Raw genomic sequence first — 12,320 nt, forward strand, 5'->3', positions numbered from 1 at the left:
TAAATGATAATTTTAATATTATGTTATTAAAGGATTAATTGCAGAACACGTTCCATTATCGACACCCCAAAGCCAAAACATTACAAACAGTAAAATTGAGTAAAAAATCAAGGGTATTTAACAGAGATCTGTTAATTTAATGACCGAAAATTCTATCTATAATTACAAGCACCTGCATTGATGGAGAAGCACATGACAGCAGCACACGAGGCGGTGAAGACCCGCCACAAGGAGACATCACTCATTTTCCCGGTCCTGGCACTGGCTGTGCTGCTCTTCTGGGGAAGCAGTCAGTCACTGCCAGTGGTAGTTGGTATCAATATTCTTGCTCTGGTGGGTATCTTAACCAGCGCCTTTAGCGTCGTTCGCCATGCGGACGTATTAGCCCACCGCCTGGGTGAGCCTTACGGCTCGTTAATTCTCAGCCTTTCGGTGGTTATCCTCGAAGTCAGCCTGATTTCCGCGCTGATGGCGACCGGTGACGCCGCACCGACCCTGATGCGTGACACCCTCTACTCCATCATTATGATTGTGACAGGTGGTCTGGTGGGCTTTTCACTGTTACTGGGCGGCCGCAAATTTGCGACCCAGTACATGAATCTGTTCGGCATAAAACAGTATCTGATTGCCCTTTTCCCGCTGGCAATTATTGTGCTGGTCTTCCCGATGGCATTGCCGGGGGCCAACTTCTCAACCGGTCAGGCGCTGCTGGTTGCGCTGATTTCCGCAGCCATGTACGGCGTGTTCCTGCTGATTCAGACCAAAACGCACCAGAGCCTGTTCGTCTATGAACATGAAGATGACGGCGACGACCCGCATCACGGTAAGCCATCGGCTCACAGCAGCGCGTGGCATACGGTTTGGCTGATCGTACATCTGATTGCGGTTATCGCCGTGACCAAAATGAACGCCAACCCGCTGGAGACGCTGTTAACCGAGCTGAATGCCCCGGTCGCGTTTACCGGTTTCCTGGTGGCGCTGCTTATCCTGTCGCCTGAGGGTCTGGGGGCGTTGAGGGCGGTGCTGAACAATCAGGTGCAACGCGCAATGAATCTGTTCTTTGGCTCGGTCCTGGCGACTATCTCACTCACCGTGCCGGTGGTGACGCTGATTGCCTTTATGACCGGTAACGAGCTGCAGTTCGCGCTGGGTGCGCCAGAGATGATTGTGATGGTGGCTTCACTGCTGCTGTGTCAGATATCCTTCTCGACCGGGCGCACCAACGTGCTGAACGGCGCGGCGCACATGGCGCTGTTTGTGGCCTATCTGATGACGATATTTGCCTAAGCGTTGTTCGGTGAGGCTCTGAGGCCACACCCGACACCTCTTCTATCGGAAGAGGAATAACCAAAAAAAACCCGCCGAAGCGGGTTTTTTTACTAGTGGCTGGTATCCAGCTCATCGAAACTCTTCACCAGATCGTCAATCGCTTTGATCTGTTTCAGGAACGGCTCCAGTTTAGCCAGCGGCAATGCGGACGGGCCGTCGCACTTCGCGTTGTCCGGGTCCGGGTGTGCTTCAATGAACAGACCGGCCAGGCCAGTCGCCATACCGGCGCGCGCCAGCTCGGTGACCTGCGCACGGCGGCCGCCAGAGGCAGCACCAAACGGATCGCGACACTGCAGCGCATGGGTCACATCGAAGATGACCGGAGACTGGTTGGACACGTTCTTCATCACGCTGAAGCCGAGCATATCAACGACCAGGTTGTCGTAACCGAAGTTTGCGCCACGGTCACACAGAATCACTTTGTCGTTGCCGCCTTCGATAAATTTATCGACGATGTTACCCATCTGGCCAGGGCTCACGAACTGAGGTTTCTTCACGTTGATGACCGCGCCGGTTTTCGCCATCGCTTCCACCAGGTCCGTCTGACGTGCCAGGAACGCTGGCAGCTGGATAACGTCGACAACGTCCGCAACAGGCTGCGCCTGAGAAGCTTCGTGCACGTCGGTGATCACTTTCACGCCAAAGGTCTGTTTCAGTTCTTGGAAAATTTTCATCCCCTCTTCCAGGCCCGGGCCACGGTAAGAGTGAATGGAGGAACGGTTGGCTTTGTCAAAAGAGGCCTTAAACACGTACGGGATACCCAGTTTCTGGGTCACGGTCACGTAGTGCTCGCAGATACGCATCGCGAGATCACGGGATTCCAGCACGTTCATACCGCCAAACAGCACGAACGGCAGGTCGTTTGCCACGTTGATATCACCAATGCTAACCACTTTTTGTTTCATAGGATCGCCTTATTCAGGTGTGAATCGGAATTAAGATTAATGCAGTGTAATTTGTTTGTGCGAGATCGCGTTGATCTGCGCACGAATCATTTCGCTAATAGGGTCTTCCGGGCATTGCTCAACGAAATAATTCAGATCGTTCAGCGCCACATGCTCGCAATCAAGCTGGGCATAAATCAGCCCGCGATCGCGGATTTCGTACGGATCTTCCGGATTAAACTGCAGAAGCACTTCGCTGGCACGTAATGCCAGCTCCATCTGACGCTCTTCCATCAGCGCAGATTTCAGCGTATCCAGCAGTTTACGGATCACCTCGGCGTTATCCGCCTCGTCGAGATCTTCATTAAAGAGCTCGGCAACCGGGCTGATATTGCCTTTTAACCAGACGTCCAGCGTATGCTCATCCAGCGTATCGCCGTTAAACGGATTAATGAGCCACATCTCACCGTCCAGCCACTCCGCTCGCAGGATCATCTGCGTCGGGAAAATGACCGGCACCAGTGGAATATCCAGACGATGCGCGACCCACAGCAAAATGGAACCCAGCGCAACCGCGCTGCCCTGACGATTTTTTAAGACCTGATCCAGCCATAGTGCGTCAGACAGACGATACACGCCACGCGTGTCGCAGAAACCCCATTCGCCGTAGAAAAGCTCAAGCAGCTTCTCTAATTGCCAGTCCTGCGGGCGCGCCTGATTGATCTCTTCACGCGCCAGGCTGACCAGATTCTCCAGCTCTTCGTAGACGTATTGCGACGTAAAATCGTCGCGGATCATCTCCGAAATCAGGATCATGCCATCGCAAAGCGGCACTTTATTAAATTCGAAATCGGCTAAGGACCTCATGACTTACCCCAGTAACGGTATTCTTGTGGTGGCGAGTTTAATGATGATGTACAGCACCACCAGCCCCAGCAGAAAGGCGATAAAACCGGTCTGCTGGCTGCGCGGACGACGACGCCCAAGCGCGATAAAACCCAAAACGATGTAGATGATAACGCCAAACAGCTTTTCAGTCAGCCATGCGCCTTTATCAGTAAATGGCAGATAGCCGGTCTTCCACATTAATCCGGCCCCTGAGAGAAACAGCACCGTGTCAATACAGTGCGGCGCAATACGCACCCAGCGGGCGTCAATCAGCGGATTATTGCTGTAACGCCACCCGTAACGGACGATGAAAAAGCTGATGGTCAGGGCAACGGCTATCAGGTGGGCCGTGATCAGCACGGTAAACAGACTCATGCCCATTGTCCCAGCGTCAGACGGTCGTTGCCGCCATAGTCGCGGCAGGTCTCCACCGCACGATAACCTGCAGCGATGAACACGTCACGCACCGCGTCCCCTTGCGTCCAGCCGTGCTCGACCAGCAGCCAGCCGCCGGGGAGCAAATGCTGTCGTGACGTTGTCACAATATGCACAATATCCGCCAGCCCTTCGTTGGCAGCGACCAGCGCCGTCAGCGGTTCAAAACGCACGTCCCCCTGCGTCAGGTGCGGGTCATGCTCGTCGATATAGGGAGGGTTGCTGACAATCATCCCGAACGTGCGGTTATCCAGCGCGCTAAACCAGCTGCTTTGCAGAACGGTGACGTTCGGGAAGCCCAGACGCGCCACGTTACGCTGCGCCAGCGCTACCGCATCGGGCATCACGTCAACCGCCGTCACCTCGCAGTCCGGACGCTCGCTGGCCAGCGCCAGGGCAATTGCACCAGTGCCAGTTCCAAGATCGAGAATTCGGCAGGCTTGTGCGGGTAAACGCGACAGCGCCTGCTCCACCAGACACTCGGTGTCCGGACGTGGGATCAGGGTCGCTGGGGAGACGTACAACGGCAGTGACCAGAACTCACGCTCCCCGACCAGATGCGCCACCGGCTCACCGGTTTTGCGTCGGGCAAGCAGCGTAGCGAGCTGCGCTTCCTGCTCAGCGCTCAGCTGGGTCTCGCCGAAAGCCAGCAGATAAGTGCGGGCTTTCCCCGTCACAAACTCAAGCAAAATTTCGGCGTCACGTTTAGGGCTTTCGCTCGCGGAAAGCTCACTGGCGGCCTGCCGTAACCAGTGCTGAAACTCCATTATTCCTGCTCGGACAGTGCTGCCAGCTGGTCGGCCTGGTATTCCTGCACGATAGGCTCAATCAGCATATCCAGCTTTCCTTCCATCACTTCGTCCAGACGGTACAGGGTCAGGTTGATGCGGTGGTCGGTAACACGGCCCTGCGGGAAGTTATAGGTACGGTTACGGTCGCTGCGATCGCCGCTGCCCAGCAGGTTACGACGCGTGGAGGCTTCCGCCTGCTGACGTTTTGCCATTTCAGCCGCGTGGATACGCGCGCCCAGCACGGATAAGGCTTTGGCTTTGTTCTTGTGCTGTGAACGTTCGTCCTGGCACTCCACCACGATGCCGGTTGGCAGGTGGGTAATACGGATAGCGGAATCGGTGGTGTTAACGTGCTGACCACCTGCCCCGGAGGAGCGGAAGGTATCGATACGCAGGTCCGCCGGGTTGATGTCCGGCAATTCTGCTTCAGGCAGCTCTGGCATCACCGCAACCGTACAGGCAGAAGTGTGAATTCGCCCCTGAGATTCGGTGGCAGGTACGCGCTGCACGCGATGACCGCCGGATTCAAACTTCAGACGACCGTACACGCCGTCACCGCTGATTTTAGCGATAACCTCTTTGTAGCCGCCATGTTCACCGTCGTTGGCGCTCATGATCTCAACGCGCCAGCGACGCGCTTCGGCGTAGCGGCTGTACATACGGAACAGATCGCCGGCAAACAGTGCCGCTTCGTCACCGCCGGTCCCGGCGCGGACTTCGACAAAGGCATTACGCTCATCGTCCGGATCTTTTGGCAGCAGAAGCACCTGCAACTGTTGCTCCATCTCTTCAGCACGCGCTTTTGCATCCAGCAACTCTTCCTGCGCCATCTCGCGCATTTCAGGGTCGTCGAGCATCATCTGCGCGGTTTCAATATCTTCCTGGACCTGTCGCCAGTCGGTAAAGCATTTTGATACATCACTCAACTGCGCGTATTCACGCGAGAGCGCGCGAAAACGTTCCTGGTCAGCAATGGTCCCGGCATCGCCGAGCAGCGCCTGTACTTCTTCATGGCGCTCATGCAGAGCTTCCAGTTTAGCGACGATAGAAGGCTTCATAGGCGTAAATGCACCTTGTAATAGAAAATGGGTATAGGGCGCTATTCCAGCCCGAGGCTGTTGCGCAGAATAGTCAGGCGTTCATCATCCCCGTCACGGGCAGCCTGCTGAAGAGATTTGGTTGGTGCATGGATCAGGCGGTTGGTCAGTTTCCAGGCCAGATCCTGCATAATGGCTTCTGCGTCGCCGCCCTGCTGAAGGGCGGCCAGCGCTTTGGCGGTCAGGTCATCACGCACCTGCTCCGCCTGACCGCGGTACTCACGGATAGTCTCGCTGACGCTTTGCGCGCGCAGCCAGGCCATAAACTCACTTGTTTCCTGCTCTACAATGGTTTCCGCCTGAACCGCCGCCGCTTTACGCTGGGCAAGGTTATGCGAAATGATGCTTTGCAGGTCGTCCACGCTATAAAGGTAGGCGTTCGCCAGTTTACCGACTTCCGGTTCGACATCGCGCGGGACGGCAATATCCACCAGCAGCATCGGTTGATTACGGCGGGATTTCAGCGCTCGCTCGACCATCCCTTTACCGATAATCGGCAGCGGGCTGGCGGTAGAGCTGATGATAATATCTGCCTCTTTCAGGCGCTCATCAATGTCGCTCAGCGCAACCACCTCGGCACCCACTTCGTCCGCCAGCACCTGTGCACGTTCGCGGGTACGGTTAGCGATAATCATCTTTTTAACTTTGTGTTCGCGCAGATGGCGCGCCACAAGTTCGATGGTTTCGCCCGCCCCGACCAGCATCACAGTGACGGTCGACAGGGATTCAAAGATTTGACGGGCCAGGGTACAGGCCGCGAAAGCAACAGAAACCGCACTGGCACCAATGTCGGTTTCGGTTCGCACACGCTTCGCCACGGAGAATGACTTCTGGAACATACGCTCCAGTTCACTGGCTTTCAGATGCCCTTTTTGCGAATCGGCAAACGCCTTTTTCACCTGACCGAGAATTTGTGGCTCGCCGAGCACCAGCGAGTCCAGGCCGCTGGCCACACGCATCAGATGGCTGACTGCATCGTTATCCTGATGCCAGTAGAGGCTATTACGCAGCTCTTCTTCGTTGAGGTTGTGGTAATCACATAACCAGCGGATCAGCGCTTCATGCAGGTTGTCCTGCTCTTCAACGCTTAGGTAGAGTTCAGTACGGTTGCACGTCGAGAGCACCACGCCACCCTGCACCATCGGCTGTGCAAGCAGGCTGTCCAGCGCCAGGTCAAGCGTATCCGGCGAAAACGTTACGCGTTCTCGCAGCGAAACCGGGGCTGTTTTGTGGTTAATACCGAGTGCTAATAGGGTCATGTTGAGCGGGAGTAGTACCAGCGTTAATAAGGTTAGCAGAACGCATCATACAGGATGCGCGAGATCAATAAAAGAGACTGCCCCCTTTCGGAGTAATAGCTTATACAATGCTTTGAGATAATTTGAACGTAGACGGTGGCACCCTTCGACGCTAGCATTAACAGTTATAACTGCAACGTATCTCAAGGATTTGTCCTCATTATGACCCGACTGATTCGCCTGCTGCCCCTGGCGGCACTGGTTCTGACCGCATGTACCGTCACCCAACCTAAAGGCCCGGGTAAAAGCCCTGATTCACCGCAGTGGCGTCAGCACCAGCAGGACGTCCGCAATTTGAGCCAGTACCAGACCCGTGGTGCCTTCGCTTATCTCTCTGATGAACAAAAAGTGTATGCGCGTTTCTTCTGGCAGCAAACCGGGCAGGACAACTATCGCCTGCTGCTGTTAAACCCGCTGGGCAGCACCGAACTGGAGCTTATTGCCAAACCGGGTGAAGCGCAGATCACCGATAACAAAGGCAAGCACTATACCGCCACCGACGCCGAAGAGATGATCGGCAAGCTGACCGGAATGCCTATTCCGCTGAACAGCCTGCGCCAGTGGATCCTGGGCCTGCCGGGTGACGCGACCGACTACCAGCTTGACGACCAGTACCGTCTGAGCCAGGTGAACTACACCCAGAACGGCAAAACCTGGAAAGTGGTGTACAGCGCCTATGACAGCAACACCAGGCCCTCCCTGCCATCCAACATGGAACTGACCCAGGGCAGCCAGCGCATCAAGCTGAAAATGGACAACTGGATCGTTAAATGATGACCCACTGGCCTTCTCCGGCAAAACTGAATCTGTTTTTATACATCACCGGACAGCGTGCTGACGGGTACCATACCCTGCAGACGCTGTTTCAGTTCCTTGATTACGGCGACACAATCACGATTGACCCGCGTCAGGACGGCGAGGTTTGCCTGCTGACGCCGGTTGACGGCGTGGCGCATGAAGATAACCTGATCGTGCGCGCTGCACGTCTGCTGATGAAAGTGGCGTCGGACACCGGTCGTCTGCCGGCAGGAAGCGGCGCGGATATCCGTATTGAGAAGCGTCTGCCGATGGGCGGTGGACTGGGCGGTGGCTCATCAAATGCCGCCACCGTGTTGGTTGCCCTGAATCACCTCTGGGGCTGCGGATTATCTCAGGATGAGCTGGCAGCGTTAGGCTTAACGCTGGGGGCGGACGTCCCGGTTTTCGTGCGCGGTCATGCGGCGTTTGCTGAAGGGGTGGGCGAAATACTTTCCCCGGTCGAGCCGCCGGAAAAATGGTACCTGGTGGCCCCCCCGGGCGTCAGCATTCCGACCCCGGTCATCTTCAACGATCCTGACCTGCCACGGAATACCCCGGTGCGGTCAATAGAAACGTTATTAAATTGTGAATTCAGCAACGATTGCGAGGTTATCGCAAGAAAACGTTTTCGCGAGGTTGATGCGGTGCTTTCCTGGCTGTTAGAATACGCGCCGTCGCGCCTGACTGGCACAGGGGCCTGTGTCTTTGCTGAATTTGACACCGAATCCGCCGCTCGTCAGGTGCTTGAGCAAGCGCCGGTTTGGCTGCATGGTTTTGTAGCACGTGGGATGAACACCTCCCCCCTACAGCAAGCCATTCTGGCGCAGACTGAGTTTCGGTGACAACGTCACCCTGTTCCAGACGTTGCATCGCGCTCTTTAATACACCGCCTGGATAGCATTTCGCCTGGCCCGCACAGTTTGCGGCGAACGCTATCCACCACTGGACGCATGCCTGAGGTTCTTCTCGTGCCTGATATGAAGCTTTTTGCTGGTAACGCCACCCCGGAACTAGCACAACGTATTGCCAACCGCCTGTACACTTCCCTCGGCGACGCCGCTGTAGGTCGCTTTAGCGACGGCGAAGTCAGCGTACAAATCAATGAAAATGTACGCGGTGGTGATATTTTCATCATCCAGTCCACCTGTGCTCCAACAAATGACAACCTGATGGAACTGGTTGTTATGGTCGACGCCCTGCGTCGCGCTTCAGCAGGCCGTATCACTGCTGTTATTCCTTACTTCGGTTATGCTCGTCAGGACCGTCGTGTCCGTTCCGCGCGTGTGCCAATCACTGCCAAAGTTGTCGCTGATTTCCTCTCCAGCGTTGGCGTTGACCGTGTTCTGACCGTTGACCTGCATGCAGAACAGATCCAGGGCTTCTTCGACGTTCCGGTTGATAACGTATTCGGTAGCCCAATCCTGCTGGAAGACATGCTGCAGCTGAATCTGGATAACCCAATCGTGGTTTCTCCGGACATCGGCGGCGTGGTACGTGCTCGTGCTATCGCTAAGCTGCTGAACGATACCGACATGGCAATCATCGACAAACGCCGTCCACGCGCTAACGTTTCTCAGGTGATGCACATCATCGGTGACGTTGCTGGCCGTGACTGCGTGCTGGTTGACGACATGATCGATACCGGCGGTACGCTGTGTAAAGCAGCAGAAGCGCTGAAAGAGCGTGGTGCCAAGCGCGTATTCGCCTACGCGACTCACCCGATCTTCTCCGGCAATGCAGTAAACAACCTCCGCAACTCCGTTATCGACGAAGTAGTGGTGTGCGATACCATCCCACTGAGTGATGAGATCAAAGCGCTGCCAAACGTGCGCACCTTGACCCTGTCCGGGATGCTGGCCGAAGCGATTCGTCGTATCAGCAACGAAGAATCTATCTCAGCAATGTTCGAACACTAATCGAACACGGCCGAAAAACCCGCTGCGGCGGGTTTTTTTGTCTCTGATATTTATTTGTATGATCAATGCCTCCTTCACCTGCCATTCATATGACAGATGATGCGCACACGGATGAGAGATAATTGTGAAACACGTAACCTCCTCACATGTTCTTCCCTTTCGCGCCCTCATCGACGCTTGCTGGAAAGAGAAATACACCGCTTCACGTTTTATGCGTGACCTTATTGCCGGTATCACCGTCGGGATTATTGCCATTCCGCTCGCCATGGCACTGGCAATTGGCAGCGGCGTAGCACCGCAGTATGGGCTTTACACGGCGGCCGTCGCCGGGATTGTGATTGCGCTAACGGGCGGGTCTCGCTTCAGCGTTTCCGGCCCGACTGCCGCATTTGTGGTGATCCTCTATCCCGTTTCTCAGCAGTTTGGCCTGGCAGGCCTGCTGGTCGCCACCCTGATGTCCGGCGTCTTTTTGATCCTGTTTGGTCTGGCCCGTTTTGGCCGGCTGATTGAATACATTCCCCTTTCCGTGACGCTGGGGTTCACCTCCGGGATTGGCATTACCATCGGGACAATGCAGATCAAGGACTTCCTCGGCCTGCAGATAGCCCACGTCCCTGAACATTACCTGCAAAAAGTCGGGGCGCTGTTTATGGCGCTCCCCACCGCCAACCCGGGCGATGCCGCCATCGGGATTGTTACCCTGGGCACACTGATTTTCTGGCCTCGTTTAGGCATTCGTCTGCCTGGCCACCTGCCCGCCCTGCTGCTGGGCTGTGCGGTGATGGCCATCGTTAATCTTTTTGGTGGCCACGTCGCGACCATTGGGTCTCAGTTCCACTATGTTCTGGCTGACGGTTCACAGGGAAGCGGTATTCCTCAACTGTTACCGCAACTGGTACTGCCATGGGATATGCCGGGTTCCAGCTTCACCTTAAGCTGGGATTCCCTGCGCGCCCTTCTGCCCGCGGCCTTCTCAATGGCGATGCTGGGGGCCATTGAATCCCTGCTCTGTGCCGTCGTGCTGGACGGCATGACCGGCACCAAGCATAAAGCCAACAGCGAACTGGTTGGGCAGGGTCTGGGCAACATCATCGCCCCGTTCTTTGGCGGTATTACGGCAACAGCGGCCATCGCCCGCTCTGCGGCAAACGTACGTGCCGGGGCGACGTCGCCGGTATCGGCAGTTATCCACTCCGTGCTGGTGATCCTCGCCCTGCTGGTCCTCGCTCCTCTCCTCTCCTGGCTGCCGCTTTCAGCCATGGCTGCCCTGCTGCTGATGGTGGCGTGGAACATGAGCGAAGCACATAAGGTGGTCAATCTGCTGCGTCGCGCACCGAAAGACGACATCATCGTGATGCTGATTTGTATGTCGCTGACCGTGCTGTTCGATATGGTTATCGCCATCAGCGTCGGGATCGTGCTGGCCTCCCTGCTGTTTATGCGCCGTATAGCGCAGATGACGCGCCTTTCCCCGGTTAACGTAGAGGTACCTGACGATGTGCTGGTGCTGCGTGTGATTGGCCCGTTGTTCTTTGCTGCCGCGGAAGGTCTGTTCAGCGAACTGGAAACCCGTATCGTGGGCAAACGCATTGTGGTGCTGAAATGGGATGCCGTGCCGGTGCTGGATGCGGGTGGTCTGGATGCCTTCCAGCGCTTCGTTTCGCGTCTGCCGGAAGGCTGCGAACTGCGGGTGAGTAATCTCGAATTCCAGCCGCTGCGCACCATGGCGCGCGCTGGCGTGCAGCCGATCCCTGGCCGCCTGGCCTTTTATCCTAACCGTGAAGCCGCGTTAGCGGATCTGTGAATGCCCTGATGCAGGGAAACGTCTCTGCATCATCACGGCTATCGCCTGCTGGAGCCATGCAAGCACGGCAGGCGTCATCCATGTTCCTTTCATCAGATGCGGCTCCTGCTGCATGGCAACGCGAAACTTTTGCTGGGTTTCAGGATTCGTTCCCGCGTATGACTGGAACAATACCCGCCATTGTTCAGCGAGCATTTGCGCCTCACCGGAAGACGGGTCGAGGTTTTCCCGCTGCGCCTGATGCAATTTCGCTACCAGTGGCGGCCATTCCATCATGCGATCAAAATAGTGTGCGCGGGTAAAGGCCATCTCTTCTGCAGAGAGATACTTTTCCCAGATGGCAAGCTTCGATTCGGCAAACGCCCGCGTAATATAGTCAGTCATTTCCGCCGTAATACCCGTCTGCTCACGCATCTGCGGCTCGACGCTGTGCATCTCGTTCAGCCGGGTGAGAAATTCCGGCTTACCTGCCGTATCCAGCTCCAGGCGTGACATCCAGCGCGTCGCCAGATCCCTGGCACGGGGATCCGAAACGTCGATATTATGCTTCAGCAGGCTATTTGCCTCAGCAACCAGACCTGACCAGATATCCGCAAGTGCCTCCTTCCGTACGGCAAACGGCAACTGCTGTAACTCCTCTTTGCTAAACCAGCGTTCGTACATATTCATTAACTCCAGAGTCTGTAGCCAGGATTCCAGATTGGGTGCCGCATCGTCGGTAAGCCCGGTACGCAATTCCACCAGCCTCTCGCGCAGCGTCAGCATGCTGCGCAGTTGCTTATCCAGCAAACTGATTTGCGCATCGAGTAATTCGGTTAACGACAGCGACTCCTGTTTCAGAAAATCCCTGATTTCAGCAAGTTCCAGCCCGGCTTTTGCCAGCACCTGAATCATATGCAGACGTTGCACATCCACCAGATTATACAGCCGGTAACCTGCCGCACTTCTGGCAGAAGGCAGTAACAACCCTGTTTGCTCATAGTGATGCAATGTTCGCACGGTGATCCCGGCACGTTTCGCGAGTTCACCCACCTGAATCAACATAACTGCTCCTTTTACTTTGCCAGTGGCACCACTCTG

At 55.9% G+C, this 12,320-nt stretch carries 12 protein-coding genes; 5 read left to right on the plus strand and 7 right to left on the minus strand.

All coding sequences use genetic code 11. From position 1 onward, the window contains the following. The first annotated feature begins 192 nt into the window (after window positions 1-192). Entirely contained in the window at window positions 193-1,287 is a 1,095-nt protein-coding gene (chaA, locus tag L462_RS14640; RefSeq protein WP_020882349.1) for a sodium-potassium/proton antiporter ChaA, read from the plus strand. 92 nt (window positions 1,288-1,379) lie between these two features. On the opposite strand, the gene kdsA is transcribed toward chaA, so the two are convergent. Genes kdsA through hemA form a run of 6 tightly spaced genes read right to left on the minus strand, consistent with a single transcriptional unit; the run spans window position 1,380 to window position 6,683 of the window. Continuing rightward, entirely contained in the window at window positions 1,380-2,234 is an 855-nt protein-coding gene (gene kdsA / locus L462_RS14635; RefSeq protein WP_014170494.1) for a 3-deoxy-8-phosphooctulonate synthase, read from the minus strand. 36 nt (window positions 2,235-2,270) lie between these two features. Further along, the gene (gene sirB1, locus L462_RS14630) at window positions 2,271-3,080 is read right to left on the minus strand and encodes an invasion regulator SirB1 (protein ID WP_014170496.1); all 810 of its coding nucleotides are present in this window, start codon (window positions 3,078-3,080) and stop codon (window positions 2,271-2,273) included. 3 nt (window positions 3,081-3,083) lie between these two features. Further along, a complete protein-coding gene (gene sirB2, locus L462_RS14625; RefSeq protein ID WP_020882348.1) occupies window positions 3,084-3,476 on the minus strand; it encodes an invasion regulator SirB2 in 393 nt (130 codons plus the stop codon). Beyond that, window positions 3,473-4,303 (minus strand): peptide chain release factor N(5)-glutamine methyltransferase, encoded by an 831-nt coding sequence (prmC, locus tag L462_RS14620; protein WP_032678346.1) that lies wholly within the window; start codon window positions 4,301-4,303, stop codon window positions 3,473-3,475. The genes sirB2 and prmC overlap by 4 nt, the downstream gene beginning before the upstream one ends. Then, window positions 4,303-5,385 carry a peptide chain release factor 1 gene (gene prfA / locus L462_RS14615; RefSeq protein ID WP_020882346.1) on the minus strand — a complete coding sequence of 361 codons (1,083 nt, stop codon included), beginning with the start codon at window positions 5,383-5,385 and terminating at the stop codon, window positions 4,303-4,305. Before prfA ends, prmC begins: the two co-directional genes overlap by 1 nt. A 41-nt stretch (window positions 5,386-5,426) precedes the next feature. Beyond that, window positions 5,427-6,683 carry a glutamyl-tRNA reductase gene (hemA, locus tag L462_RS14610; protein WP_014170500.1) on the minus strand — a complete coding sequence of 419 codons (1,257 nt, stop codon included), beginning with the start codon at window positions 6,681-6,683 and terminating at the stop codon, window positions 5,427-5,429. A 201-nt stretch (window positions 6,684-6,884) separates the two neighbouring features. Here hemA and lolB point away from each other — a divergent pair, with 201 nt between their 5' ends. The 4 genes from lolB (at window position 6,885) to dauA (ending at window position 11,240) form a co-directional block, all read left to right on the plus strand. Then, window positions 6,885-7,496 carry a lipoprotein insertase outer membrane protein LolB gene (lolB, locus tag L462_RS14605; RefSeq protein WP_020882344.1) on the plus strand — a complete coding sequence of 204 codons (612 nt, stop codon included), beginning with the start codon at window positions 6,885-6,887 and terminating at the stop codon, window positions 7,494-7,496. After that, window positions 7,493-8,362, plus strand: coding sequence for a 4-(cytidine 5'-diphospho)-2-C-methyl-D-erythritol kinase (gene ispE / locus L462_RS14600; RefSeq protein ID WP_032678347.1), 870 nt, complete (start codon window positions 7,493-7,495; stop codon window positions 8,360-8,362). Before lolB ends, ispE begins: the two co-directional genes overlap by 4 nt. 126 nt (window positions 8,363-8,488) lie before the next feature. Continuing rightward, the gene (gene prs, locus L462_RS14595; protein WP_003856663.1) at window positions 8,489-9,436 is read left to right on the plus strand and encodes a ribose-phosphate diphosphokinase; all 948 of its coding nucleotides are present in this window, start codon (window positions 8,489-8,491) and stop codon (window positions 9,434-9,436) included. Window positions 9,437-9,560: 124 nt separating this feature from the next. Beyond that, window positions 9,561-11,240, plus strand: a complete 1,680-nt coding sequence (dauA, locus tag L462_RS14590) for a C4-dicarboxylic acid transporter DauA (protein ID WP_032678348.1) — start codon at window positions 9,561-9,563, stop codon at window positions 11,238-11,240. Here the strand turns inward: dauA and L462_RS14585 are convergent. Next, window positions 11,226-12,284 (minus strand): MerR family transcriptional regulator, encoded by a 1,059-nt coding sequence (locus tag L462_RS14585; RefSeq protein WP_032678349.1) that lies wholly within the window; start codon window positions 12,282-12,284, stop codon window positions 11,226-11,228. The genes dauA and L462_RS14585 overlap by 15 nt on opposite strands. Window positions 12,285-12,320: the final 36 nt, after the last annotated feature.

The organism is Enterobacter sp. BIDMC 26, from assembly GCF_000534435.1.
Taxonomy (GTDB): Bacteria; Pseudomonadota; Gammaproteobacteria; order Enterobacterales; family Enterobacteriaceae; genus Enterobacter; species Enterobacter ludwigii.